This is a genomic window from Bifidobacterium vespertilionis (assembly GCF_008698145.1).
Lineage (GTDB): Bacteria > Actinomycetota > Actinomycetes > Actinomycetales > Bifidobacteriaceae > Bifidobacterium > Bifidobacterium vespertilionis.
Genome location: NZ_RZNZ01000022.1, coordinates 15,135 through 41,066, shown reverse-complemented (window position 1 = coordinate 41,066; position 25,932 = coordinate 15,135). Strand labels below are relative to the sequence as shown.

Genomic DNA, 25,932 nt, shown 5'->3' with positions numbered 1-25,932 from the left:
AGTATAGAGGACACAGCGCACATCAGTGACGCGCAACCGGCCTCCCCGCCACCCCGCGCGTATGATGGGAACAACACCAAGGAGGGACATGCAGTCTGATCAGCCTCAGCAGCCCTACGGCCCGGCCGCCGCGGAGCGCGACACCCATACGTTCGCCGTCGCCGACCATGGCGTCGACCCCACTCCGCTGCCCGCCGCGAAAGCCGCCGGATCCGGCCCGGCCCATGCCAAGCCGGGGAGCCGCATCCGAGCCGCGAAGTCCGCGAAGCCCGACAACGCGAATAGCGACAAGTTCGGTTTCAGGGACTTCCTGATCTGGTGCGGCATCCCCGTGGTGGTGGTGCTGCTCATCAGGCTGTTCATCCTGCCGTTGTACTGGATCCCGTCGTCGTCCATGATGAACACGATCCTCAAGAACGATCGCGTGGCCACACTGAGCACGCACATCAGCCCGGCGTCCAAGCTGCAGCGCGGGGACATCATCGTGTTCAAGGATCCGGCCAACTGGCTGGGGCAGGAGGATACAAGCGGGCACAACGGCTACCTGATCAAGCGTCTGATCGGTCTGCCCGGCGATGTGGTGGAGTGCGCCGGAGCCGGTTCCCCGATCACCGTCAACGGCGTGGCGGTGGACGAGAGCTCCTATGTGGCGGAGGGCAGCGATCCGAGCGCCTTCGCGTTCAAGGTCACAGTGACCGAAGGCAACCTGTTCGTGATGGGGGACAATCGCGCGCATTCCGCCGACTCCCGCTTCCATCTGGACGACGGAAACAACGGCCTGGTGCCCATGGCCAACGTGTCCGGCAGGGCGTGGCTGATCTACTGGCCGCTGGGGCGGTTCGGCCTGCTTGATTCACACCATGAAGTCTTCGCCTCGGTGCCATCGGCATCGGCGTCCGGAAGCACCGTCTGATGCCCGAACGCACAACGGAGCGCGCGGGCGGACGCGCAGGGCGCAAAGCCGCCCCGATCCCTGTCCCCACACTGGACATGGAACGCGATCTGGCCGCCGGGGGAGCGGACTACATCGTGGGCTTCGATGAGGTGGGGCGCGGCGCGCTGGCTGGCCCTGCCATGGTGGGCGCGGCGGTGATCCGGTCGGCCGATCTGCTGGCCGGCCGCGTGGACGTGCCGGCTGGTGTGGCCGATTCCAAGCTGCTCACCGAGCGCAAGCGTGAGGCGATCTACGATGAGCTGACCGATTGGTGCGCGGCGTGGGCCGTCGGCTCCGCGTCGAACGAAGAGATCGACGAGTGGGGCATCGGCTACGCGCTGGGCGTGGCGGCGCTGCGGGCGCTTGATGAGGCCGAACGAGCGCTGGGGCTGGGCGACGACACTCAAGCCGGCCGGGAGCGCCAAAACGACCAGGGACATCAAAGCGGCCCGGAATCCCAGAAAGCCCCCAGCATCGGCGCGATTCTGGATGGCCCGTACGACTACATCACCAAAACCGTGGGCACGTTCGATGCCCCGGTGGTTCCCGTGGTCCCGCATGTGGTCACGCGCGTCAAGGGCGACAGGCATTGCGCCACGGTGGCCACGGCGGCCGTGATCGCCAAGGTCACCAGGGATCGCCTGATGGCCGGCATCGCGCACGATCATCCCGAATGGGAGGCGTATGGCTGGGCCGGCAACAAGGGCTATGGGTCGGCGGCGCACCGGGCGGCGATCGCCGAACTGGGCCCGACCCCGCTGCATCGCGTGAGCTGGCATCTGACCGACAACCGGGCCGCCGACTGACTCGCCGGGCGGTCGATTGATTCGCCGGGCGGTCGGCGTACGGCGGACGGGTCATGCGAGCGTTCACGATTCGCCCTGCAAGTATGGTTCAAATGAAAGCGTTTTCTTGGGTTTTCGCTGCCAGCCACGGCAGTGAACGCTCACGAAAAACGTTTGCCGTATGGTATGCTTGAACGTCAATACGCAAGCACACGGAAGAAGTAGTGAACCATGAGCGGTGCCAGCGCAGGACGCGGCGGCAATAAGCGTCCATCCATGTTCGAGGTGGCCCGTCTTGCGGGCGTTTCCCATCAGACGGTGTCGAGGGTGATCAACAATTCCCCGGACGTCTCCGATGCCACACGCGCCAAAGTGGAGAAGGCCATCGCGCAGCTGGGATACCGCCGTTCAAACTCGGCCAGGGCCCTCGCGTCGCAGCGCTCCCGGACCGTGGGCCTGATCGCCTGCTCCATCGACTATTACGGCCCCATCAGCACGCTTGCCTCCATAGAGACCGGCGTGCGCCACCATGACATGTTCCTGTCCGTGGTGATCGTGCCGGAGGAGGAGTTCATCCGTCAGGGCTTCGATTCCGCCGCTCGCAGCCTGAACGAGCAGGATGTGGACGCTCTGGTGTTCATCGCCCCCACCGATGCGACGCTGCTGGCCGCGCTGCGCATGGAGACCGTGGTGCCGCGCGTGATCATCACCTCCACGCACGGGGCGATCACCGTGGAGGAGGCCAAGGCGCTCAGCGGCGCCAAGTCGCCGGTCGTGTTCCTGGGCATGGACCAGTGGACCGCGACCCATGAGGTGGTGCAGATGCTGTACGATCTGGGACACCGCGACACGCTGTATCTGAACGGTCCGTCCAATTGGCGCGATGCAACCACACGACGCCTGGCTTGGGAGCACTACTGCGGCAAGCTCGGCATGGCCACGCGCGCCCTCGACGTGGATTCCTGGGAGGCCAAGGACGCCTACCGTGTGGTGACCACCCTGCTGGATGAGAAGCGGTCCGCCGGTGAGGCTTTGCCCACGGCGATTGTGGCCGCGAACGACAATCAGGCCGCCGCCGCCATGCGCGCGCTCCACGAGCACGGGCTGCGCATCCCGCAGGATGTGAGCGTGGTGGGCTTCGACGACATTCCCAGTGCGGACAACCTCTACCCGCCGCTGACCACCGTGCACCCGCGATTCAGGCAGGTGGGCGTGCTGGCCACGGAATGCCTGCTCGCATTGCTGGGCGAGGCCGAGGCTCCGAAGTTCGATCGGACCGAGCATGGCACCGGATTGGTGACGGCGGAACTGGTCAGGCGCGATTCGGTGGGGCTGGCGAGTCGGTAACTCCGGCAGCCATGGCGGAGGCGTCTGCGGGAACACTCGCAGCCGCCCCACGCAAACGACCCGGTCTCCATGGCGGAGGACCGGGTCGTTGGATATGCGGCGAAGCCGCGAAGGCTAATCGGCCTGGAATCAGGCGTTGGCCTTGTTGTCGCGACGCTCGACGATGCGGGCGGCCTTACCGCGCAGGTTGCGCAGGTAGTACAGCTTGGCGCGACGGACGCGGCCCTTGCGCACGAGCTTGATGGAGTCGATGGACGGGGAGTGCAGCGGGAAGCGGCGCTCCACGCCGGTGCCGAAGCTGATCTTGCGCACGACGAAGGTCTCGCGCACGCCCTCGCCGGAGCGGGCGATCACAACGCCGGTGAAGGTCTGGATACGGGAGTTGTTGCCTTCCTTGATCTTCACGTTGACGTCGACGGTGTCACCGGGACGGAAGGCCGGGATCTCCTCGGCCGGCTTCATGTGCTTGGCGTCGAAGGCCTCGATGTAGTTGACCATGTTGTTCCTCCGCACTGCCGCATGTCAGCGCTGATCAGTGGCCGGGCGGGCGCGGTGGCGCCGGACGGCCGAAGCGAAATCCCCTTGGTTTGCCTTGGGGAAGCCTGCCAATCCGCCGGGAGACGGGGGCTCCCGTATGCGAGCTCCGCCCGGCTGGACCTGTTGAACCATGGGATCATGCGGCCACCCACGGCTCGGCACAGCAACCCATCAATATAGCGACGCGGGTGGACAGCTGTGTGGTCGGCGGTCGGCTCGCGCGGGTGAACGCAGGGTTACGTGTTCAATGATCGTTAATGATTAATCATTTGATGAGAGCGCTGACAATATGCAAGACACGCCGTAGAAACCTTGCGTTTTCAGCGGTTTTTTATCAAATTGACAGTACGAATAGTGAGCGCTAACATAACTGTCGGCTGTTGGGAGTGATCGTACTTGAGCGATCATGATCGATTGCTCGCGGACTCCGGCTCAAGGGCATGGCAGGCTCTCGCGGGGTCCGTGCAAAGGGTGAAACGAATCAAGGAAGAACTATGTCTCAGACTGCTCAGTCGGGCGCTGTTGAGAAGCAGGGCTCTATGAAATACGTGGTCATTCTGGCGGTGAGCGCCGGTCTGGCCGGTCTGCTGTATGGCTACGACACCGTCAGCATCTCGGGCGCCATCGTGTACCTGTCCGCGCTGTGGAATCTCTCCGCGGCCATGGAGGGCTTCATCATCTCCTCCATCATGATCGGCGGCGTCATCGGCGTCGGTGTCTCCGGCTTCATCTCCGATCGCATCGGCCGTCGCCCGGTCCTGCTGATCGGCGCCGCGGCCTTCTTCGTGGCCGCGCTGTGGTCCGCCATGGTCAACGATCCGACCTCCATGATCGTCGCCCGCATTCTGGGCGGTTTGGGCATCGGCCTGGCCTCCTCGCTGGCCATCACCTACATCACCGAATGCGCGCCGGCCAAGTACCGTGGCACGCTTTCCTCCATGTACCAGCTGCTCACCATCCTGGGCATCTTCCTGACCAACCTCATCAACTTCTGGATCGCCGGCATGGGCGGCATCCACTCCGACTTCGCCGACAGCGCTTGGCGCTGGATGCTGGGCATCGGTGCCATCCCGGCCCTGATCCTGTTCGTCGCGCTGGCCCTTTCGCCCGAATCCCCGCGCTTCCTGCTGCAGTCCGGCAACAAGGAGAAGGGCTTTGCCGTGCTTGAGCGCATCGGCGGCACCGCCTCCGCCAAGAAGGAGGCCTCCGAGATCGAGGCCTCCATCGCCGAGAACGCCAAGGGCAAGCTGTCCGACCTGTTCCGCGCCCCGCTGGCCCACGCCATGCTCGTGGGCATCTTCCTGGCCATCTTCAACCAGGCCGTGGGCCAGAACGCCATCTCCTACTACGCGCCCACCATCTTCAAGCCCATCTTCCAGGGCGACACCGCCTCCTTCCTGTGCTCCACCCTGATCGGCCTCGTCGAGCTGGTCTTCACCTTCGTGGGCATGTACCTCATCGACCGTCTGGGCCGAAAGCCGCTGATGCTCGCCGGCTCCCTCGGCATGTGCGTCTTCTACTTCCTCATGGGCCTGTCCATGCTGCTGAACTGGCCCGGCGTCCTCACGCTGATCTTCGCCTGCCTGGTCATCGCGTCCTTCGCGTTCTCCATGGGCCCGGTCACGTGGGTCATGATCTCCGAGCTGTTCCCGACTTATCTGCGCGGCCGTGCGGCCGGTCTGTGCACCGTGTTCCTGTGGGGCGCCAACTTCCTGGTCGCCCAGTTCACCCCGGTCATGTTCTCCGCTTGGGGCGGCGGCACCTTCATCTTCTGGGCCGTGATGGATCTCATCGCGTTCCTGGGCGTGCGGTTCCTCGTTCCGGAGACCAAGGGCAAGACCTTGGAGGAGATCCAGAGCTTCTGGACCAAGTGATCCGATCGGCCCGATCATCCTGTTGCCGCCTCGGCGCGAACGGGGTGGTCGGGCCGATTTTCCCGGCGAATCGAAGACTCGCCGATGCGATTCAAAGCGTTATAAGGTATCCTAATAACTAGGAATTGTGAGCGCTCACAACAACAATGGCGTCTATTGGCGTAATTCGGGAAATCAAGGAGCGCGCAAGGTCTGGGCTATGGCGGAAACGGTCCGTCCGGCAAGGCCTTGCAGCTCCTTGCGATTGTCTGTTAGCGCACACGGTTTCGCATTCCGTGACAGCCCGCCCGCCGCGGGCAACATATAAGGAGTTGAGCGCAGATGGCTGCAAACGCAGAGCCGGTTTCGCCGCAGGAGTTCGCCGAGAAGATCCGCGGTGGCCGCACGTCCCTTGGCATCGAATTCGGTTCCACCCGCATCAAGGCGGTGCTGATCGACGACGAATACCGTACCATCGCCTCCGGCGACTACCAGTGGGCGAGCCACCTTGTGGATGGCCTGTGGAGCTACGATCTGGACGAGGTCTGGAAGGGCCTGCAGACGGCCTACGCCAAGATGGCCAACGACGTGTTCAACGCCTACGGCGAGCGTCTGACCCGCATCGGCCACATCGGCTTCTCCGCCATGATGCACGGCTACCTCGCGTTCGACGCCGAAGGCAACCTGCTCGTGCCGTTCCGCACCTGGCAGAACACCAACACGCACGAGGCCCACCTCAAGCTCTCCGACCTGTTCCAGTACAACATCCCCGAGCGCTGGTCCGTGGCGCACCTGTACCAGGCCGTGCTCAACAAGGAGGAGCACGTCTCCAAGGTCGCGTTCCTCACCACCCTCGCCGGCTACGTCCACTGGAAGCTCACCGGCAAGAAGGTGCTCGGCGTGGGCGACGCCTCCGGCATGTTTCCCATCGACCCCGTCACCAAGACCTACGAGGCCGAATTCATCCGCAAGTTCGACGCGCTGCCCCAGATCGAGGCCCAGCCCTGGAAGATCGAGGACCTGCTGCCCACCCCGCTCGTGGCGGGCACCCCGGCCGGCGAACTCACCGAGGAGGGCGCCAAGCTCCTCGACGTGGACGGCTACCTCCAGCCCGGCATCGTGCTGGCTCCGCCGGAAGGCGACGCCGGCACCGGCATGGTCGCCACCAACTCCGTGCGCGTGCGCACCGGCAACGTCTCCGCCGGCACCTCCATCTTCGCCATGGTCGTGCTCGAGAAGAAGCTCGCCCGCCTGCACCCCGAAGTGGATCTGGTCACCACCCCGGCCGGCGATCTGGCCGGCATGAGCCATGCCAACAACTTCACATCCGACCTCAACGCGTGGGTCGGCCTGTTCGGCGACTTCGCCAAGGCCATCGACCAGCCCATCAGCACCGGCGCCCTGTACGGCACGCTGTTCCGCGCGGCCATCAGCGACGAGGCGGATGCCAACGCCGGCGGCTTGCTTAACTACCCGTTCCGCTCCGGCGAGTTCCTGGCCGGCCTCGAAGAGGGCCGCCCGCTGTTCGCCCGCAGCCCCGAGGCCCACATGAACCTCGCGAACTTCATGCGCGCCCAGCTGTTCAGCGCCTTCAGCCCGGTCAAGATCGGCATGGACGTCATGACCAAGGACGAGGAAGTCAAGATCGACTCCCTCGTGGGCCACGGCGGCATCTTCACCACCCCGAAGGTGGCGCAGAAGATCCTCGCCGCCGCGTTCAACACCCCCATCAAGGTCATGTCCACCGCTGCCGAGGGCGGCGCCTGGGGCATGGCCGTGCTGGCCGACTACCTGTGGCACACCCCGTGGCCGCTGGCCGACTACCTCGACCAGCGCGTCTTCAAGGACGCCCAGTCCACCACCGAGGAGCCCGATCCCACGGACGTCGAGGGCTTCGAGAACTTCTTCGCCCGCTTCCAGTCCGGCCTTGCGATCGAGAAGAGCGCCGTGCGCAACATCGAGCTCGAGAGCAAGTGACTGTCCAAAACTCAACCACATCAACAAACAACGTAGAAAGGTAGCCGAATATGGCAACGTTGGCTGATTACGGTCCCGAAGTGCGGGCCGAGGTCAAGCAGGTGCGCGAGGTCGTCGCGACCCTGCACGAGCAGCTGATCAAGTGGAATCTGGTCGTGTGGACGGCCGGCAACGTGTCGCAGCGCCTGCGCACGGCCGACCTGTTCGTGATCAAGCCCTCCGGCGTGCGCTACGAGTACCTGACCCCGGGCTCCATGGTCGTGTGCGATCTGGACGGCAACGTGGTCGACGGCACCGAGGCCCCGAGCTCGGACACCGCGTCGCACGCGTACATCTACCGCAACATGCCGGACGTGTACGGCGTGGTCCACACGCACTCCACCTACGCGACCGCGTGGGCGGCCACGGGCCAGAACATCCCGTGCGGCCTGACGATGATGGGCGACGAGTTCGGCGGCCCGGTGCCGGTTGGCCCGTTCCGTCTGATCGGCTCCGAGGCGATCGGCGAGGGCGTGGTGGAGACGCTGAAGAAGTACCCGAAGTCCCCGGCGGTGCTGATGCAGAACCATGGCCCGTTCACGATCGGCAAGGACGCGGAGGCCGCGGTCAAGGCCGCCGCGATGACCGAGGAGGTCGCGCACACGATGTGGGCGGCGCGCCAGCTTGGCGACATCATCGAGATCCCGCAGGCGGATATCGATAAGCTGAACGATCGTTATCAAAATGTGTATGGTCAGCACTGAGCTGATCTGAGATCGAACCGGGACTCCCTCCTTTGGGGGTCCCGCCAAATACTTAACGCGAAACAAACCACAACGAAGTAAATAAGGAGCCAATTATGGCAATCGAGAACCCCTTCGAGGGCAAGGAAATCTGGTTCGGCGTCGGTTCGCAGGACCTGTACGGTGAGGAAGCTCTGCGCCAGGTGGCCGCCAACGCCGCCGAGATGGTGGACTACCTCAACAACACCGGCAAGATCCCGGCGAAGATCATCCTCAAGCCCACCCTGAAGTCCTCCGACGGCGTCAAGTCCTTCATGGTCGAGGCCTCCGCCAACCCGAACGTCATCGGCGTCATCGCCTGGTGCCACACCTTCTCCCCGGCCAAGATGTGGATCCGCGGCCTCGAAGTGCTCACCAAGCCGCTCATGCAGCTGGCCACCCAGCACCACAAGGAGATCCCGTGGGAGACCATCGACATGGACTTCATGAACCTGAACCAGGCCGCCCACGGCGACCGTGAGTTCGGTTACATCGTCTCCCGCCTTGGCATCCCGCGCAAGATCGTCGTCGGCCACTACACCGATCCGGACGTCGCCGCTCAGATCGGCACCTGGGCCCGCGCCTGCGCCGGCTGGGACGCCTCCAACAACATGAAGGTCATGCGCTGGGGCGACAACATGCGCAACGTCGCCGTCACCGAGGGCGACAAGACCGAGGCCGAGCGCGTCTTCGGCGCCTCCATCAACACCTGGTCCGTCAACGAGCTCGTCGCCGCCTACGAGGCCGTCAAGGACGATCAGGTCAAGGACCTCATCGAGGACTACAAGGCCAAGTACGACGTCGACCCGGCTCTGCTCGACTCCAAGTACGACTCCCTGTTCATCGCCGCCAAGGAAGAGGCCGCGATGGTCAACATGATGAAGGCCAACGGCTGCACCGCCGCCGTCGACAACTTCGAGGACCTCGGCACCCTGCCGCAGCTCCCGGGCGTCGGCGCCCAGCGCCTGCCCTCCGAGTACGGCTACGGCTTCTCCGCCGAAGGCGACTGGAAGACCTCCGTCCTCGTCCGCATCGGCGCCGTCATGGGCTACGGCCTCGAGGGTGGCGCCTCCCTCATGGAGGACTACTCCTACAACTTCACCGAGGGCAACGAGCTTGACATGGGCTCCCACATGCTCGAGGTCTCCCCGTCCATCGGCACCATCGCCAAGCCGAAGCTGGAGATCCACCCGCTCGGCATCGGCGGCAAGGCCGACCCGGTCCGCCTGGTCTTCTCCGGCAAGCCGAAGGAAGGCGCCGTCGTCGTCTCCATGGCCGACGAGCGCGAGCGCTTCCGTCTCCTCATGGACGTCGTCGACGTCGTCGAGCCTCAGGGCTCCCTCAAGGTCCTGCCCTGCGCCCGCGCCGTCTGGAAGCCGCGTCCGTCCCTGAAGACCGCCGTCAAGTGCTGGATCACCGCCGGCGGCTCCCACCACACCTGCATGACCACCTCCGTCGGCCGTGAGGCTTGGGAGGACTTCGCCCGCATCGCCGGCGTCGAGCTCGCCGTCATCGACGAGAACACCAACGCCTCTCAGTTCGAGAAGGAACTGCAGCTGAGCGAGATGTACCACCGTCTCAACAACCAGCACTGAAATTTTCGCGGTGACGGAGCGTCCTCGGCGTTGTTCCTCGGTCGGCGTACTTAGTACGCCTTCCCTCGGTACGCCTTGAGGCCGCACGCGTCACCGCGAAAATTTCCGTGTCGGTTTGGGGTTATTGAACCCGTTTGGAAACCGCCTGCCCCTGTGGGGTGGGCGGTTTCTTGCGTTTTGGGGGCGTTCGGCGTGTCGTGAAGGGGATAGGGGGTGATGGGGAAGGAAGGGAATCATGGGGCCGATCATGGGGGATCGGGGACGATGATGGAACCCCCTTTGTGAAGGGGATGTGTCACAGGGGCGGTTGATTATGGTGACCAAGGATTTCCGGCGTTGAGGGATAGCCAGGGAACCCAGAATCGGCGCAAGCAGAAGGGGTAGGGATTACCATGCCGACGGCTATCCACATCAACGCACAGAACCATCGCGAGGAACCGGCCCAGGAGCCATACGGGCCTCCCACTCCCGGACCGGAGCCCATCTGGACCGGACTGTCGGACCTCATCGGAGAAATCATCAAGGACGTCCTCAGACGGGTACTCATTGTCATCTCGACCATCCTGCTGATCAGCGGGCTGATCCTCACCCTCGGCAAGGACAAGGCGGAAGCCGCGATTCTGGTCGCCGAGGAAAGCAGCACTCTCCTTCCCGCCACCTGGGAGAACGATCTGCGCGAACTCGTGCCGGACGAAACGCTCCGCGCACTCATCACCAACGAAGTCAAGCGGGAGAACCCCGGCGGCGATCTCAGCGGCACCCCCACCAAGGACGTGCTCAAGGGCTTCACCGGGGACGGTCGCACCAGCGAAGGACGACTGGTATGGGACCTTGGAACCGCATACCGCAGCAGTGGGCTCAAACCCATCCGCATGCTCAACGGCGTGCAATATCTGGGGCGGCTGTACCAGATCAACGCCGAAGGACTCGGACTTGAACTGCTGGCCATGCCCGGCGTGCCCGCGGAAACCAGGATTCCGAACCTGCTGCTGGGTGGCAACGCGTTCCACATCATGCCGGCGAAGCTGTATGAGAAGAACTTTCCGACGACGCGAACTGCAGCGATTACTCCTAATCAGGACTATTACCATCACGCCGGCGTTACCTACGTGCGCGCGGGCGAAGCCCATCCCAAAACCGTGAGGCTGGAAGCGGGTATCCAGCGTCTCAAGGAGGATCCAACTGCCGAACTCGTCACCGAACCGATCTTGGATCAGACCAGGTTCGAGGAGGATCGGAGTTTCAGCACGGCCGTTGGCGCAACCGTGTCGGAACCCGATGCGAGCGCATGGACGGTCTCCGGCTTCGACGCGCAATCCAAGGATGGCGTCATCGTGAAGATGGCCCAATACAGCTACGTCGTGCAGCATACGGATGTCAATAATTCCCCCGACAGCGTCTCCCTCGCCTACTTCTACGGCCTGGGCGTCCGCTTCCTCAGCACCGTCAAGCACACCGCCACAGCCACGGTGCTGGCCGACTTCTCGTTCAGGAAGGTCAGCGCATCCACGCCCTCCCAGGGTCTGGCCGGTGCCAAGTATCTGCTGCAGACCACGGACGGCGCCTATGTGAAGAGTGCCGCGGACTCGGACAATACAGACTCGGACAATACGGGCTCAAACAACACGGCCGCGGTGAACCCCGACGGTACGCTGCAGACCGCCGCCGCGCCCAACGAGGCCGGGGTCATGACGCTCATCACCGGGCCGGATGGCGGTTTCACGGTCCACGGTCTGCCCGCCAGCCCCGAAGGCGTGCCCTATACGCTGACGGAGATCGAAGCCCCAGCGGGCTATCAGCGCGACTCCACGCCCATCCCCATCACGGTCCGGTCGCATGACGTCACCGTGGAAGGCACAGCCGGTGGCGGCGAAGGCACCGAGGCCATCGTGACCAAGGACAGCGTCACCGCGACCGCGGACCGCTGGACCCAGGTGTCCACGCAGAGCACACTGGACGAAAACAACGACTGGCAGGTCGACTACGCCCAATCCGGCGAGGCTATGACGCTCACCGCGCAGGACGGTTCCGAAGCCACGGAGACACGCGCCGCATCCAGCTACGGTGACGCTGACGTGTTCATCGCGAACGGCGGCAAGCAACTCACGCTGGCCGTGGAGGAGTCGGACGCCTCATGGACGCCGGTCAACTCCGTCAGCCGGCTGACCATTGGCACGAGGGCGGACGAGGCGCAGACGTTCTCCGGCGAGGCCTTGGACTCCGTCGCGCAGGTGCAGCGGGCCATCAATGGCATCATCGAACGCGGCGGTATGGAACGGGACGACGATTACTACACGGTGGACACCTCGGTGGTCTACAGGGATGAAGGCAGCATCGAGCTCAACGCCTTCAGCCAGGCCGACGGATTCAACCCCGTGGAAGTGACCGTGCAGGCGGACAAGCACCTCAACGACGCATCCGGTCCGCAACCCGTGGAACAGGGCCGTTTCCGCTTCACACTCGAACCGCAGGGCGGTGCACCGAAGCCGGTGGAAGGAACGACCGTGGACGTGGACGGCGACGGCACCGCCTTCTGGACGTTGCCGCAGCTGGACTGGCAGACCTATCTGCAGTCCGCCAAAAACGATCAGGGCGAGGCGACGCTGACCTACCGGGTGCTCGAGGAGGACACCGGCGAACCCGGCATTGTGTACGACGACACCGTGCACACGCTGGAGATCCGCATGCGCGAGCGCGAGAGCGAACCGGGAACCGGCGTCACCAACGGTCTGACGGTCAGCGCGCTGGTGGACGGCCGCGAAGTCGCCACCGGCGACGGCACGCGAACCGCGGTGATCCTCCCCACAGACAGCCTTCCCTTCACCAACACCGTCCAAAGCCCGGAGCGTCTGCCCGTCACCGGCGGCGGAGGCATCCTCGCCTTTTCGCTGATCGGCGGCCTGCTGTTCGCAGGCGGCGCGGCGGCGTTGATCATCACCGTAAGGAGGCGACACCGGTAGACGGCACAGACACATACGGACGGGCGGCCATTGGGGGAGCTCGCTGCCGCCCGTCGCGGATTCCGTCTTTCTCCGCCCCATGGGCGAGCGCACGAAGCAGTGCACCAGATCACAATCACGCAACCGTCTTGAGAAGGAGACATCATGCGTAACCACACCATCGCAACCATCCAGACCATCATCCGCGCGGGCGCGCGCACCGTTGCAGCGGGCCTCGCCGCAGCCGCAGCCACCGCCGTCGCGCTCGCGGGCCTCACCGCGCCGGCCATGGCCATCGGCCACGACGACACCGCAACCATCACCATCAACAACGTGGAACCGGGGGCCGTAGTCACGGTCCACAAGGTCATCGACGTCCACTACGATTTCGACGCCAACCGGCCCATCCAGCCCCAGTACACGTGGGTCGGAGGCGTCGCCGAATGGGTGAAGGCCAACCATGCCGGATACGCGGATGACGCCGGCGCCGTGGCGGATCCATACGCGGACCTTGAGGACGATCCGGTGGCCGATCCCGCCAACGCCACGGACATCGCCACGTTCGCCGACGGTCTGTCCGCCGCCATCGCTCAGGGCACGGCCACGGCCGAAGCCGCCGGGGAAAAGACCGTGGGGGAGCAGGACGATTCAGCCGTTTTTAATCTGCCCATGGGTGGCTACCTGATTCACATCACCAACGGCACCTACGTGTACCGCGCGGTGATGGCGAGCATCGCGCCTGGACTCGACGATCCCAAGGCCGGCTGGCAGCTCAAGCCGGTGACGATCGATGCGAAGCGATCGCTGCCGGGCATCGACAAGTCCGTGAACGAGCAGACCGAGGGGCATGTGAGTGGCAGGGGCAGCAAAGGCACCGGCTCCGATTCGGCGGGCATCGGCGAGACGGTGACGTTCGATCTGCGCGCCGATGTGCCCGTATTCCCAGCCAAGGCCCTCAGCAAGCGATTCGTGATCGCCGATCGGCTGGATGCGGGTCTTACGCTCAATCCGGATTCGATCGCTGTATACGGTTCGGCCGGCCGGACGGGCGGCCAGGACAACGGCGGCCAGGCGGACAGCGGCGAGACCAAGCTCGAATCGGACGCATACGGGCTCACCGTCACCGATGCCAAGGATCTGGACGGCAACCCGGTCAGCTTCCTTGTGGATCTGGGCGGCGATCATTATGCGTCGGTGCGGGGCTTTAAGACCGTGCATGTGCGCTACACCGCCACCGTGAACAAGTCGGCGGTGATCGGTCCGGGCGGCAACCGCAACGAGGTGAAGCTCCAGTATTCCAACAACCCCTACAAGGCTGAAGGCCACAGGAACGAGGACGATGAGGTGGTGGTGTACGCCTACGGCCTGCGTCTGCTCAAAACCGGTGCCAGTGGCGAGCCGCTGACCGGCGTGACGTTCTCGCTCGCCACCGTCGATGGTCAGGCACTGCAGGTGGTGGAAGTGGATGGGGTGAAGGGCCACTATCGGATGCCGGAACCCGGCGAGACCGGCGATGCGGGCGATGCCGGGGAATCCGGGGCCCCGGGCGGAATCGTGCTGGTGGACGAGCTGGCCGTGTCCTCCGATCTGGCGAATCTGGGCCGTCTGACCATCGACGGTTTGGATCAGGGCGGATACACGCTCACCGAGCAGCAGGCCCCGGACGGCTATGTGATCGCCTCCACCGCCGTGTCCTTCACCATCACGGACACCGGCGCCACCGGGGACGGCTCCGGCGAGCTCACCGGTTCGGTGGCGAACGAGGAGAAGGGCCATCCGGGCTACGCGTTCGGCAGCGTGGCGAATTTCAGGGGCGGTCTGCCGAACACCGGCGGCGTGGGCACCGTGATGTTCGTGGCGGTCGGTCTGCTGCTGGTCTCCGGCGGCATGATCCTGATCGCCACCCGGATCAGGCGCAACGGCCCGGCTCGCGCCTGATTTCGCGCAACGGCATGGATGGAAGCGGCGATGACGGGACGGCATGCGCGCCGGATGCATCGGAACCGGCGCAACGGCGGAACGACGCTTAGCCGCGTACGCCGCATGCTGCCCGTCATGGCCGCCATCCTGCTTATCATGCTGGGCGCGGGCGTGGCCCTGTACCCGATGGCGGCGAACTTCGTCGCGCAACGGGCACAGGCGGCGGCCATCGCCGACTACGGCAATGCCGTCGCCCATCTGGGTCGCGACGATCTGGATGAGCAATGGCGGCTGGCGCGGGCATACAACGATTCGCTGGCAGCTGGCGGCGGCGCGGGCGGAAGGGACGGTGCGGGCGCTGCGATTGGGTACGGTTCCGTGCTCAACATCGACGGCAGCGGCGTGATGGGGTATCTTACCATTCCACGGATCGGCGCACGTTTGCCCATCCGCCACGGCACCGGCGAAACCGTGCTGGCCGAGGGTGCAGGGCACCTGGAGGCAAGCGCGCTGCCGGTGGGCGGTCCGGGGCTGCACAGCGTGCTGACCGGGCACCGGGGGCTGCCCTCGGCAGAATTGTTCACCCGGCTGGACGAACTGGAACGCGGCGACGCATTCACGGTCACGGTATTGAACGAATCGCATCGCTACCGGGTGAGCGACATTCAGGTGGTGGAACCGGACGATGTGGCGAAACTCGCCGCGCAACCTGGCCGTGATCTCATCACACTCGTCACCTGCACGCCCTACGGCATCAACACGCATCGGCTGCTCGTCACCGGCGAGCGGGACGGCGATGCGGCGGAAACCAACAGCGCAATATCCGGTGGCGTGACCGTGCGGCGGCAGGCGGATCCGGTCGGCGTATGGCTGCGCCGGGTAGGACTGGCGTTTGCCGCGCTGGCCGCAGTGGGATCGGCCGCCGCAGTCGGCGCACTATCCATAAGCAAGAAATCACAAGCAAGGAAGCACAATGAACACCGAATTCGATGACGAACAAATGGCACTGCTCAACCGCATCCCCGCGGTGCGCATGGTGTCGCGCCGGCGCATCTACTACACGGATGCATTCCGCGAGGAAATCCGGAGGAGATCGAAGGCCGGCGAGTCGGCCAAGGCGATCTTCGAGTCCGCCGGTCTTGGGCCGCGCGTGATCGGCCTCAAACGGATCGAACGCTGCGCGGCGCGATGGCTGCAGGAGGACGATGAGGACGAGAGTGAGCCGGGTGCGGAGGACTCGGGCATCGCATGCGGCCACGGATTGGGCGCGGACGAACGGCAGTCGCCGCCGATGCCGCCGTATCCGCCCTACAGGCCCCGCGTCACCTCCAAATACTCGGTGGAGGCGGTGCTGCTCGCCTATCGCGAGCGGATCGACCGGCTGGAGAAGCGGGTCGAGGAGCTGGAACGAGTCGCCCTGGCGCGCACGGCCGCGAGGTGAACGCCGACGTGCGCGCCAAAGCACTGACGGGTCAGCACGTCGGCGCCGATCGTCCCAGTTCTGGCCGGGGCATGCCGATTCTTACCGCTTGCCGCCGTAGATCTCCTTGTCGATCACTTCGGCGAACACGCGGTTGACGGCCGGGCGCACCACCTTGAGCGACGGGGTCAGGCAGCCGTTGTCCTGCGTGAACCGGCGGTCCAGCACCACGAACTTGCGCACGGATTCCGCGCGGGAGACGGTGGCGTCGGCCTTGTCTACATAGGTCTGGATTTCGGCGCGCACCTCGTCGTTCACGGCGGCTTCGTCGATCGGCATGTCCGCGGGCAGGCGGCGGGTGGGCAGCCAAGCCGCCAGGCCCTCCGGATCGAGCGTGACCAGCGCGCCCACGAACGGGCGGGCGTCGCCCACCACCACCGCATGCTCCACGATCGGGCACTTGGTGATCTCCTCCTCCAGCGGGATGGGCGAGACGTTCTTGCCGCCGGCCGTGATGATGATGTCCTTCTTGCGGCCGGTGATCGTGATGCGGCCCTCGTCGTCGATCGACGCGAGATCGCCGGTCTTGAGCCATCCATCCGGCGCGAACGCCTCGGCGGTCTTCTCCGGCAGATTGTGGTAGCCGCGGAACACGTTCGGGCCCTTGACCTCCAGCTCGCCGTCGGCCGCGAGCCGCACCGAGGAACCGGGCGCGGGCTGGCCCACCGTGCCGATCACGTTGTCCGTGACGCGGGTGGCGGCAAAGGGGGCGCAGGTTTCGGTCATGCCATAGCCCTGAATCATGGGCAGGCCGATGCCGTTGAAGAAGTGCGCCAGATCGGCGGACAGGGGTGCGCCGCCGCACGCCACGTACCGGATCTTCGGACCCAGGGCGCCGCGGACGGTGCGGTAGACCAGCGCCTCGTACATCGCGTGCTCGCTGATCTGCTTGGCGGTGTGCTTTTCGCCGGCCTGCTCGGTGCGCGACCAGACGCGCGCGGCCTCGGCGGCCTTGGCGAACAGACGGCCCTTGACGCCGGTGCCGGCCTTGCGGGAGGCCGCGTTATAGACCTTTTCGAACACGCGCGGCACGCCCAGCAGGTAGGTGGGCTGGAAGGATCGCAGGTCGGGCAGCAGCGAGTGCGTGTCCGGCAGGTATCCCACCACGCCGTCATCGGTGCCGATCGACACGTACTGGATGAAGCGTGCGAAGCAGTGCGCGAGCGGCAGGAACAGCAGCAGACGGGGGTGGTCGTCGGCCACCATCTCGTGCAGGCACTCGGTGGCCGCGCGCACGATCGACAGGAAGTTGCGGTGGGTCAGCTCCGCGCCCTTGGGGGCGCCGGTGGACCCGGAGGTGTAGACGATCGTGGCCAGATCGTCGGCGCGGCCGGCCGCGATGCGCTCGTCGAGTTCGGCGTCGGTGATGGAGGCGCCCAGTCCCTGCAGCGCGCCCATCGCGTTGTTGTCCAGCATGAGGATGCGGCGCAGTGCGGGGCAGTCGTCCATCACCGTGTACAGGCGGTGGAATCGCTCGGCGTTGTCCGCAATGGCGAGTTTGACGGTCGAATCGTTGAGGATGCGCTTGGCCTGCTCGGCGGAGTCCGTGTCGTAGATTGGCACGCTGACCGCGCCGATCGCCGCCAGCGCGAAGTCCAGCACGCCCCACTCCCAGCGGGTGGGGGAGAAGATCGTCACGGCGTCGCCGCGTTCGATGCCGAACGCCATGAAGCCCTTGGCGGCCTGACGCACCAGTGCCAGAAACTCGCCGGAGGTGATGTTGGCCCATGAGCCGGGGCCGGTTTTGCGGCTTGCGATCACCGTGTCCTCGCCGGTGCGCGCGATGCGCTCGGTGAGCAGCGAGAACAGCGTCTCGTCATCCTTGACGATCATCGACTCGCCCGGGTGGTGTATTCCTGCAGCATGCCTGTCATTCCTTCGATTCGGAAGCTATACGGTTATCCACACTCAAGCATAGGGGAGGATGGGCGCGCGCGCATTGTGGAAACCTACAAAAAATGCACGGTTGGGTTGGCGCGGCGCGGTTGGCCGCTTGCCGCGATCGCCCCGCGTCACACCTTCGCGGTGAGGAACCCGGCCAGCCGCACGGCTCCGGCGGCGTCGAGCGGATAGGCGTCCACCACCCGGCCCTTGTCGATCGCAAGCACGTCATCGGCGCAGGCCAGCGCGAATTCCGGATCGTGCGTGACCACCACCACGGTTTTGCCGTCGTCCGCGAGCTGGCGGATCAGTCCGGCCACCTCGCGCATGTGGCGCATATCGAGACCGCTGGTCGGCTCGTCGAAGATGATCACGTCACGGCCGGAGGCCAGTGCGGCCGCGATCGCCACGCGCTGCTTCTGCCCGCCGGACAGCGACAGCGGATGGCGATCGGCCACCTCCGCCAGATCCAGACTGGCCAGGATCTCGCGGACGCGTGCCTCGCGATCAGCCTCGCTGCCGAGTTCGCCGTCCTCCGGCATGGCGAGCAGCACCTCGTCGAGCACCGATTCGGTGAACAACTCGCAGTTGACGTCCTGCAGCACGGTGAAGCAGGCGTTGAGTCGGGCCTTGCGATCGAGCGGCTTGGCGGAAGCGGCGGGCGGCACCAGATCGCCCTTGCAGCGGCGGTCCAGCCCCTGCAGGCAGCGCACGAACGTGGACTTGCCGGCGCCGTTGAACCCGGTGACGGCCGTGACACGGTCCGCGGGGATGCGTGCCTCCGGGACGTCCAGCGTGGGGGCCTTGGCGTGGCGGTACGTGTAGGAGAAATGGTCGATGGCGTATGAGGCACCGGGCATGGAAAGTGCGTGCGCGTCGCCGGCGGCCTGCGTGGAGCCGGCTCGTGTGGCGTCATTCCGCGTGAGGCCTGCCCGCGTGGATCCGGCTGGAGACGCGATGCCGGCCATTCGTGCGGCGCCGGCGATCTGCTCGGCCCTCACCGGTCGCAGACCCAAGGCGCGGCGCTCGTCGTCCGGCAGATTGCGCAGTTCGTCACCACTCATTTCGCGCTCAAGTCGCCCGCCACGCAGATACCAGGCGCGGTCGATCAGCCCGTCGAGCCAGTACAGGCGGTGCTCGGCGATCACCACGGTCTTGCCCTGTCGCTTCCACAGGGCGATGATCGCGCGCAGCTCGGCGATCGCCCGCGCGTCCAGATTGCTGCTCGGCTCGTCCAGCACCAGCACGTCGGGTCCGGCCGTGGACACCGACGCGCAGGCCACCTTCTGCTTCTGGCCGCCGGACAGGTTGGTGATCGGACGGTCCAGCAGGTCCTCCATATGGAAGTCTTTGGCCACTGCGGCGATGCGCTCGCGGATCTCCTCCGGCGGCATCTGGAAATTCTCGCAGGCGAAGGCGAGCTCGCCGGTCACGTCAAGGGTGAAGAACTGGCTTTTCGGATTCTGGAACACCGACCCCACATGCCTGGCGATCGCGGCCAGACCGCCCGGCGCGGCGGCGGTGTCCAGTCCGGCAACGGTCACATGCCCGGTCAGCTCGCCGTCGAAGTAGTGCGGGGCGAGGCCGTTGATCAGGCGGGTCACGGTGGTCTTGCCGCAGCCCGAATCGCCGCACAGCAGCACGGTCTGGCCGGCGTGGATCTCCCCGTTGAGGCCGTAGACGCCGGTGTGCGTGCCGCCGGCATACTCGAACGTCACGTTTTCAAAGCGAATCATGGTCGTTCCTCTTTTCCGCGGGGGACTTTAGAACAGGCCCTGCGCCGCAAGGGCCGCGAAGCAGGCCGCGCAGCCGGCGATCAGCAGCCAGTCGGCCCATCCGAAGCCGATGCGCGCGATGGATGTGCGCGTGGGGGCCGCGCCGAGCCCGCGCGTGAGTGCGGCCTGGCTCAGCTCGTCGGCGATCTTGACCGAATTGGTGACCATCGGCACCACGCGGTATTCGAACATCTCCGATGCCTTGCCGCCGCCCAGATGCACGCCTCGCATGCGCATGGCATCGTTGATCTGACGGACCTCGGAGACCACGGTGGGGAAGAATCGGAACATCACGGCCAGTGGGATGGTGACCGACTGGGGGACGCGGGCCCGCTGCAGGGCGGCGATCAGCTCACCGGCCGTGGTGGTGAACAGCAGCCAGTACGAGGCGACCGCGCTGGGCAGCGTCTGCGTGGTCATGCCCAGCGTCGCATAGATGAACCAGCCCAGAAAGCCGCCAACATGGGGCAGCACCCATTCCGCCGCCGCCCAGGCCAGAGCGAACCAGAGCAGGAACACCATGGCCGACCTGGGGCGTCCGCTCACGGCGAGCAGCACGAACGAGACGGCCGTGAGCACGCTTCTGATCACCGTGGCCGCGGCGCCCGATCCGCCGAGCATGGTCAGGCAGAACGCGCCCACGGTGAGGGTGAACAGGATCTTGGTGCGCGGGTCCAGCCGCAGGATGCCGCGGTAGCTGGCGGTGGCGAAGTTCATGGGGCGCCGGAACCGCGATCAGACCAGACCGGCCCGCTGGAAGTGCTTGCGCATGAGCAGCTTGGCGATCCACGCGCCCACGAAGCCGCCGACCACGCCCATGATGATGATCACCGGCAGCATCCAGGTGGGGAACAGGTTGGCCATGTTCTCGGCCCATTCGGCGCCCTTCTTGGCGGCTTGCGCGGCGAGGTAGTCGTTACGGCCGATGTAGAACGGCAGGAACAGGCCCAGATTCCACAGGTTGAACACACCAGCGGACAGCACGTTGAGGGAGAGCTTGCGGTAGCCGCCGGCGCGGGCGATCAGATCGGCAACCACGCCGGAGACCACGGCGGTCACGATGGTGTACCAGTTGCCGTGGATGACGCCCATGATCAGGGCGAGCAGGACGCCCACGATCGTCACCGCGCCGAAGTGGCGGGACTTCATGAGCACCAGCATGTACGGCACGCCGCCCAAGATGCCGCACGCGAGGCCCATGAACAGTTGGCCGCCGGGAATGAGGTTCGCGATCATGGCGGCCACGCAGATGAGCACGAAGTAGAGGACGGTGTAGACGCCGATGTAGATGTAGTCGCGGGTGTTCAGCTTGCCCTCGCCGGACTTGGCCGCGGGCGCAGTGGTATTGGTCATGGTTGCTCGTTTCGTTTCGCTGGATTGAATGGAAAAAGGCGTACTGAAACCAAACTGTAGGGGAACGGGAAGTAAAAGTCACTACTTGTTTTTGACGGATTTTTATGCTACGCGAGTCGCGGTGCGGCGGGCTTTCGACTTGCGGCGCGGTGGGCTGTCGACGGGCGGTCCCGCGCGCCGCCCGGTATGAGGGGCCGGCATATAATCGCATCCGGAACCGTGGTGAGACTTGAGCTAAGGGGAGACCAATGACCGATCATCTGTCCGATGTGCTGGCGAACATCGCGCCGAATACGCCCGCCCGCGATCTGGGCCTGCTGCTGTCCGGCGTCACCAGCGGCACGCCGATGCGCATCGTGCCCGAAAGCGCCCTGCCCCACACCGTCGCGTTCCCCGAGTCCGTGCCCGAAGACTGGCGTGAGCTGGCCGATGATCGCGCCCGCAGGTACGGCGCCACGGAGGACGACATCCAGGCCGCCAACCGCTTCGAGCATGATCTGGACGAGCACCGCGCGTGGGGCCTGTGCTTCTTCGGCTGGTCCAACGCCGCCGGCTACGGCTACACGGACGATCACGACACGCACGCGACCGCCGAGGACGGCTGGAACGCCTACGCCCACTTCGCCGCGCTGCCCTTCGGCGCGCAGACCGTGATGGCCACGCGCGTGCTTATGGGCGACACCGACGCCGATCGCGTCTCCGCCTGGTGCTTCATGAAGCACGAGCGCCACATCACCTGGGACGTCGACTACCGCTGAACCGGCGCTGAACGACCGTCGCCGGAACCGTTGAAACCGCTGGAACCGTTGAAAAGGAGCAGAGCATGAGCGAACTGGACAAGGACGCGGCCAAGGTGCCGATGATCGAACTCGCCGACGGCAACCGCATCCCGCAGGTGGGACTGGGCGTGCTGCGCATCGACGACGAGGGCGTGGTCCCGGTCGTCGAATCGGCGCTTGCGGCCGGCTACCGCCACATCGACGGCGCTGCCGGGTACAACAACGAGGGCGGCGTGGGCCGTGCGCTTCAGGCCGCCGGCTTCACATCCGGCGAGGCGCGCAAGTCCCTGTGGGTCACCACCAAGCTGCGCGACTCCGAGCAGGGCTACGATTCCGCGCTCAGGGCGTTCGATCGTCAGATCGGCCTGCTCAGGCTCGACTACGTGGACATGTACATGATCCACTGGCCCACCCCGTTCGACTGGCGCAGCGACACCAGCTGGAAGGCCATGGCCAGGCTGCGCGACGAGGGCCGCATCAGGACGCTCGGCGTGTGCAACTTCCTGCCCGAGCATCTGGAGCGCCTGCACGAGGAGACCGGCGAATGGCCGGCCATCAACCAGCTGGAGATCCACCCCACCTGGCAGCAGCGCGAGACCGTCGCCTATTGCAAGGAGCACGGGATCGCCGTGGAGGCCTACTCGCCCATGGCCCGCGGCAAGGATCTCGAGGCCGGGAACGGCACGATCGAACGCATCGCCGCCTCCCACGGCAAGAGCCCGGCGCAGGTGATCCTGCGCTGGCACATCGAGAACGGTACGATCATCATCCCCAAGTCCGTGCACGCGGAACGCCAGCGCGAGAACATCGAACTGTTCGATTTCGCGCTGAGCGCCGAGGAACATGCGGCGATCAGCGCCCTGGACGGCGACGGACGCATGGGCCATGATCCGATGACGTTCTCCTACGCCTGACAGCCTGCATCGGCATGCGGCGGCTGGGATCATGACCGGGCGGTTCGGCGGCGGACGGGATCGCTGGCCATCCGGGCGATCGCCTAGGCGTCCGTCCGGGCGATCGGCCCGATACCGCCGCGCCCCGTGGGGGACCACGCCCGTCGAACGCCTGCTGATCCTCATGCTTGCCGCCGCGATCGTGGGCGTTCTGGCCGGTCTGCTGCTGCCCAGGATCAGCCCCCAAATCGGCGCGATCACCGGACGGTACGCGGCCACGGGCGAGGCGGCCGACCGCCTGTCCACGCTGAAGGTGGCGGATGATCCACGGCCTGCGGCGCAATACGATCGCGATGCGTTCGGATTCCGATCCACGGATGCCGACGGCGACGGATGCGATGTGCGCGAGGCCGTGCTCAAGCGGGACATGACCGACGTGACCACCACACCGGGCGGCTGCAAGGTCAACACCGGTCTGCTGGCGGACCCGTACACCGGCCGGATCATCCGGTTCACGCGCGGCGCGGGCAGCAGCGCGGCCGTGCAGATCGACCACGTGGTGGCCCTCGAGAATGCTTGGAAGTCCGGGGCGAGCGACTGGTCCGCGGCCAGGCGCATCCAATTCGGCAACGATCCGTACAACCTGCTCGCCGTGGACGGTCAGGCCAACGAGGACAAGGGCAGCGCGTCGGCCGCGTACTGGCTGCCGGAGAACCGGGCGTACCGATGCGCGTACGTGGCGCGGCAGATCGGCGTCAAGGCCAAATACGGGCTGAGCGTGACGAGCGCGGAGAAGCGGGCCATGCTGGGCGTGCTGCACGGGTGCCCTGGGCAGACGGTGCCGAAGGACTGAGGACTGGAGGATACGCGCGCGAACACGCGCCCGGGTTACACATTTGCATTCAAGGTGCGGTACAACAGGGGCAGCACTGGGAAGGAAGCGATCGGAATCAGGTATGGAGAGCGAGAATAACATCACGAACAGAACGGTCGACGGGGAAGGCGAGACCGAGCAGTTCCCCAAGCAGCGCAGGCGTTCCCGTGGCAATCGGGCGGACCGCATCGTGCTGGCCAGTTCGGGAAGCCAGCTGGGCGTGGACGTGGGCGTGGAGGGGCACGCTGCGGAGATCGACGTGGAGCGAGGCCGTGCGGGTGAGGCCGGCGAGGGGAAGCACAAGGGTCACGCGCTCGCCAGCATTCTGGGACCGGCCTTCGTGGCGGCCGTGGCCTACGTGGATCCGGGCAATGTGGCCGCGAACATCACGTCGGGCGCGCGGTACGGGTTCCTGCTGGTGTGGGTGCTGGTGCTCGCCAACATGATGAGCGTGCTCATCCAGTACCAGTCCGCCAAACTGGGCATCGTGACCGGCAAATCGCTGCCGCAGATCCTGGGCGAGCGGATGAGCGACGCCGGACGGTTCATGTTCTTCATGCAGGCCGAGGTCATCGCCATCGCCACCGATCTGGCCGAGGTGATCGGCGGCGCGATCGCGCTCAGCCTGCTGTTCAATCTGCCCCTGTTCGTTGGCGGCTGCGTGATCGGCGCCGTGTCTACCGTCATGCTCATGTTCGAGGGCGGCAAGACCCAGCGCGTGTTCGAGAAGATCGTGATCTCGCTGCTGCTGGTGATCACGTTCGGATTCATCGCCGGTCTGGTGATCGCTCCGCCCGATCCCGGCGAGGTGCTGGGCGGGCTGGTCCCGCATTTCAGCGGCACGGACTCGGTGCTCATGGCGTCCTCCATGCTGGGCGCCACGGTGATGCCGCACGCGATCTACCTGCATTCCACGCTGGTCAACGACCACTACGCGGGCGGTCAGGAGAAGCCGAGCGTGCGCAGACTGCTCAACGGCTCCAAGGTCGATGTGGTGTGGGCCCTGCTGCTGGCCGGCACCGTGAACCTCTCGCTGCTACTGATCGCCGCGAACAGCCTGTACGGCATGCAGGGCACCGATTCGATCGAAGGCGCGCAGCGTGCGATCGTCACGGTTCTGGGGCCCACGGTGGGCGTGATCTTCTCGATCGGCCTGCTCGCCTCCTCGCTGAGCTCCACGTCGGTGGGCACGTATGCGGGCGCGGAGATCATGCGCGGCCTGTTGCACGTCAAGGCGCCCATGTGGGCGTGCCGCGTGGTGACGCTGGTGCCCGCGCTGGTGGTGCTGTGGTTCGCGCCGAATCCGACGATGGCGCTGGTGGTGGGCCAGGTGATCCTGTCGATCGGCATCCCGTTCGCGATCATCCCGCTCATGCGGTACACGCACGATCGCGCGCTGATGGGCGAGTATGTGGACGGCATGGTGAAGCATGTGATCTTCATTGTGGTGGCGGTGCTGATCATCGCGCTCAACGTGCTGCTGGTGTTCCTGACCATGACCGGCCGCGCGTAGGACCGGGTGGCGGTGTGGCCTTTCCGCCCGTGGGGCTTTTCGCCATCCTGCCTGAACGGAGCGGGGCCTCTTTCGTCATCCTGAGCGTAGCCTGGTAGGGCGAAGCCGAAGGATCCTTAATCCTCTCGCTCCGATCGATACTGGTCGTAGATCGGGCGTCACATGGCGCGGTGGGCATCACATGGTGCGAACGCGGCGTCACGGGGTGCGAACAAATCGTCACGGGGCGCGACTTGCGTCACTTGGCGCGGCCTGAACGTCACGCGGCGCGATCGCTCCCGGTGACGCGGTCCAGAAGGCCTTGTGCCGCAACGGTTTTCGAGGCCCGTCACCGGGCGCGCCCGCTCCGCGTGACGTGATTCGCTCCAGGTGACGGGGTGCCCGCTCCCGGTGACGCTCCGATGGCCTCGGCCTCGGGAGTCGTGCTCGGGCCGTTTTCGCGTTGGTGTCCTGTTCTGCCCGGTCGTCCCGGTCGGCCCGGTCCTGTTTGGCCCGGTCCTGTTCGGTCCGGTTCCGTTTGGCCTGGTTCTGTTTGGCCTGGTTCTGTTTGGCCCGGTCCTGTTCGGTCCGGTTCCGTTTGGCCTGGTTCTGTTCTGCCCGGTTCCGTTCGGTCCGGTCCTGTTCTGCCCAGTTTGGGGGAAGGACGATTCCAGTGTGCCCAGTTTGTGCCCGGTTTCCGACGCCAACTGGGCAGATCGGGATCTCCGCTGTGCAAACTGGGCAGATCCGTCCTTCT

At 65.7% G+C, this 25,932-nt stretch carries 19 protein-coding genes and 1 pseudogene; 15 read left to right on the top strand and 5 right to left on the bottom strand.

Features of this window, described 5'->3' with window-relative positions:
* The first annotated feature begins 88 nt into the window (after positions 1-88).
* The 3 genes from lepB to EMO90_RS11540 all read left to right on the top strand — a co-directional run bounded on the left by lepB (position 89) and on the right by EMO90_RS11540 (position 3,066).
* Positions 89-913 carry a signal peptidase I gene (lepB, locus tag EMO90_RS11550; RefSeq protein WP_150354880.1) on the top strand — a complete coding sequence of 275 codons (825 nt, stop codon included), beginning with the start codon at positions 89-91 and terminating at the stop codon, positions 911-913.
* Positions 914-969: 56 nt separating this feature from the next.
* The gene (locus EMO90_RS11545; RefSeq protein ID WP_190972099.1) at positions 970-1,740 is read left to right on the top strand and encodes a ribonuclease HII; all 771 of its coding nucleotides are present in this window, start codon (positions 970-972) and stop codon (positions 1,738-1,740) included.
* A 210-nt stretch (positions 1,741-1,950) separates the two neighbouring features.
* Complete coding sequence (locus EMO90_RS11540) at positions 1,951-3,066, top strand: LacI family DNA-binding transcriptional regulator (RefSeq protein ID WP_223849844.1); 1,116 nt, start codon at positions 1,951-1,953, stop codon at positions 3,064-3,066.
* Between the two features lie 129 nt (positions 3,067-3,195).
* Here EMO90_RS11540 and rplS read toward each other — a convergent pair whose 3' ends face one another.
* Positions 3,196-3,564, bottom strand: coding sequence for a 50S ribosomal protein L19 (gene rplS, locus EMO90_RS11535; protein ID WP_150354878.1), 369 nt, complete (start codon positions 3,562-3,564; stop codon positions 3,196-3,198).
* A gap of 533 nt (positions 3,565-4,097) precedes the next feature.
* On the opposite strand from rplS, the gene EMO90_RS11530 reads away from it, so the two are divergent.
* The 8 genes from EMO90_RS11530 to EMO90_RS11495 all read left to right on the top strand — a co-directional run bounded on the left by EMO90_RS11530 (position 4,098) and on the right by EMO90_RS11495 (position 16,089).
* Entirely contained in the window at positions 4,098-5,477 is a 1,380-nt protein-coding gene (locus EMO90_RS11530) for a sugar porter family MFS transporter (protein WP_150354877.1), read from the top strand.
* Positions 5,478-5,798: 321 nt separating this feature from the next.
* On the top strand, positions 5,799-7,433 hold the full coding sequence (locus EMO90_RS11525; RefSeq protein ID WP_150354876.1) for a xylulokinase: 1,635 nt from the start codon (positions 5,799-5,801) through the stop codon (positions 7,431-7,433).
* A 50-nt stretch (positions 7,434-7,483) separates the two neighbouring features.
* Complete coding sequence (locus EMO90_RS11520; protein WP_150354875.1) at positions 7,484-8,176, top strand: L-ribulose-5-phosphate 4-epimerase; 693 nt, start codon at positions 7,484-7,486, stop codon at positions 8,174-8,176.
* 95 nt (positions 8,177-8,271) lie between these two features.
* A complete protein-coding gene (gene araA / locus EMO90_RS11515) occupies positions 8,272-9,789 on the top strand; it encodes an L-arabinose isomerase (RefSeq protein ID WP_150354874.1) in 1,518 nt (505 codons plus the stop codon).
* A gap of 392 nt (positions 9,790-10,181) precedes the next feature.
* Complete coding sequence (locus EMO90_RS11510; protein WP_150354873.1) at positions 10,182-12,749, top strand: SpaA isopeptide-forming pilin-related protein; 2,568 nt, start codon at positions 10,182-10,184, stop codon at positions 12,747-12,749.
* 144 nt (positions 12,750-12,893) lie between these two features.
* Positions 12,894-14,666 carry an isopeptide-forming domain-containing fimbrial protein gene (locus EMO90_RS11505; protein WP_150354883.1) on the top strand — a complete coding sequence of 591 codons (1,773 nt, stop codon included), beginning with the start codon at positions 12,894-12,896 and terminating at the stop codon, positions 14,664-14,666.
* A gap of 117 nt (positions 14,667-14,783) precedes the next feature.
* Positions 14,784-15,641 carry a class C sortase gene (locus EMO90_RS11500; protein WP_223849843.1) on the top strand — a complete coding sequence of 286 codons (858 nt, stop codon included), beginning with the start codon at positions 14,784-14,786 and terminating at the stop codon, positions 15,639-15,641.
* Positions 15,622-16,089, top strand: a complete 468-nt coding sequence (locus tag EMO90_RS11495; RefSeq protein WP_150354872.1) for a hypothetical protein — start codon at positions 15,622-15,624, stop codon at positions 16,087-16,089. The genes EMO90_RS11500 and EMO90_RS11495 overlap by 20 nt, the downstream gene beginning before the upstream one ends.
* Positions 16,090-16,170: 81 nt before the next feature.
* Here EMO90_RS11495 and EMO90_RS11490 read toward each other — a convergent pair.
* The 4 genes and pseudogenes from EMO90_RS11490 to EMO90_RS11475 form a co-directional block, all read right to left on the bottom strand.
* Positions 16,171-17,993 (bottom strand): annotated as a pseudogene (locus EMO90_RS11490) (AMP-dependent synthetase/ligase).
* Positions 17,994-18,140: 147 nt separating this feature from the next.
* On the bottom strand, positions 18,141-19,745 hold the full coding sequence (locus tag EMO90_RS11485) for an ABC transporter ATP-binding protein (RefSeq protein ID WP_150354870.1): 1,605 nt from the start codon (positions 19,743-19,745) through the stop codon (positions 18,141-18,143).
* A 27-nt stretch (positions 19,746-19,772) separates the two neighbouring features.
* Positions 19,773-20,501: an energy-coupling factor transporter transmembrane component T gene (locus EMO90_RS11480; protein ID WP_150354869.1), complete on the bottom strand. Its 729-nt coding sequence runs from the start codon at positions 20,499-20,501 to the stop codon at positions 19,773-19,775.
* 18 nt (positions 20,502-20,519) lie between these two features.
* The gene (locus EMO90_RS11475; RefSeq protein WP_150354868.1) at positions 20,520-21,137 is read right to left on the bottom strand and encodes an MptD family putative ECF transporter S component; all 618 of its coding nucleotides are present in this window, start codon (positions 21,135-21,137) and stop codon (positions 20,520-20,522) included.
* A 248-nt stretch (positions 21,138-21,385) separates the two neighbouring features.
* Between EMO90_RS11475 and EMO90_RS11470 the strand changes: the two genes are divergently transcribed.
* From EMO90_RS11470 to EMO90_RS11455, 4 genes are all read left to right on the top strand, one after another.
* Positions 21,386-21,895, top strand: a complete 510-nt coding sequence (locus EMO90_RS11470) for a hypothetical protein (protein ID WP_150354867.1) — start codon at positions 21,386-21,388, stop codon at positions 21,893-21,895.
* A gap of 65 nt (positions 21,896-21,960) precedes the next feature.
* A complete protein-coding gene (locus tag EMO90_RS11465; protein ID WP_150354866.1) occupies positions 21,961-22,830 on the top strand; it encodes an aldo/keto reductase in 870 nt (289 codons plus the stop codon).
* A gap of 31 nt (positions 22,831-22,861) precedes the next feature.
* A complete protein-coding gene (locus EMO90_RS11460; RefSeq protein ID WP_150354865.1) occupies positions 22,862-23,662 on the top strand; it encodes an HNH endonuclease family protein in 801 nt (266 codons plus the stop codon).
* A 121-nt stretch (positions 23,663-23,783) separates the two neighbouring features.
* Positions 23,784-25,196 carry an Nramp family divalent metal transporter gene (locus EMO90_RS11455; RefSeq protein WP_395953359.1) on the top strand — a complete coding sequence of 471 codons (1,413 nt, stop codon included), beginning with the start codon at positions 23,784-23,786 and terminating at the stop codon, positions 25,194-25,196.
* Positions 25,197-25,932 lie beyond the last annotated feature (736 nt).

What these genes read in the sequence shown, in the direction of transcription:
- EMO90_RS11480 (WP_150354869.1), bottom strand. Translation starts at nt 20,501, where the DNA reads ATGAACTTCGCCACCGCCAGCTACCGCGGCATCCTGCGGCTGGACCCG.
- EMO90_RS11460 (WP_150354865.1), top strand. Translation starts at nt 22,862, where the DNA reads ATGACCGGGCGGTTCGGCGGCGGACGGGATCGCTGGCCATCCGGGCGA.
- EMO90_RS11525 (WP_150354876.1), top strand. Translation starts at nt 5,799, where the DNA reads ATGGCTGCAAACGCAGAGCCGGTTTCGCCGCAGGAGTTCGCCGAGAAG.
- EMO90_RS11495 (WP_150354872.1), top strand. Translation starts at nt 15,622, where the DNA reads ATGAACACCGAATTCGATGACGAACAAATGGCACTGCTCAACCGCATC.
- EMO90_RS11530 (WP_150354877.1), top strand. Translation starts at nt 4,098, where the DNA reads ATGTCTCAGACTGCTCAGTCGGGCGCTGTTGAGAAGCAGGGCTCTATG.
- EMO90_RS11470 (WP_150354867.1), top strand. Translation starts at nt 21,386, where the DNA reads ATGACCGATCATCTGTCCGATGTGCTGGCGAACATCGCGCCGAATACG.
- EMO90_RS11475 (WP_150354868.1), bottom strand. Translation starts at nt 21,137, where the DNA reads ATGACCAATACCACTGCGCCCGCGGCCAAGTCCGGCGAGGGCAAGCTG.
- EMO90_RS11520 (WP_150354875.1), top strand. Translation starts at nt 7,484, where the DNA reads ATGGCAACGTTGGCTGATTACGGTCCCGAAGTGCGGGCCGAGGTCAAG.
- EMO90_RS11505 (WP_150354883.1), top strand. Translation starts at nt 12,894, where the DNA reads ATGCGTAACCACACCATCGCAACCATCCAGACCATCATCCGCGCGGGC.
- EMO90_RS11500 (WP_223849843.1), top strand. Translation starts at nt 14,784, where the DNA reads ATGGCCGCCATCCTGCTTATCATGCTGGGCGCGGGCGTGGCCCTGTAC.
- EMO90_RS11540 (WP_223849844.1), top strand. Translation starts at nt 1,951, where the DNA reads ATGAGCGGTGCCAGCGCAGGACGCGGCGGCAATAAGCGTCCATCCATG.
- rplS (WP_150354878.1), bottom strand. Translation starts at nt 3,564, where the DNA reads ATGGTCAACTACATCGAGGCCTTCGACGCCAAGCACATGAAGCCGGCC.
- EMO90_RS11510 (WP_150354873.1), top strand. Translation starts at nt 10,182, where the DNA reads ATGCCGACGGCTATCCACATCAACGCACAGAACCATCGCGAGGAACCG.
- araA (WP_150354874.1), top strand. Translation starts at nt 8,272, where the DNA reads ATGGCAATCGAGAACCCCTTCGAGGGCAAGGAAATCTGGTTCGGCGTC.
- EMO90_RS11465 (WP_150354866.1), top strand. Translation starts at nt 21,961, where the DNA reads ATGAGCGAACTGGACAAGGACGCGGCCAAGGTGCCGATGATCGAACTC.
- EMO90_RS11485 (WP_150354870.1), bottom strand. Translation starts at nt 19,745, where the DNA reads ATGATTCGCTTTGAAAACGTGACGTTCGAGTATGCCGGCGGCACGCAC.
- lepB (WP_150354880.1), top strand. Translation starts at nt 89, where the DNA reads ATGCAGTCTGATCAGCCTCAGCAGCCCTACGGCCCGGCCGCCGCGGAG.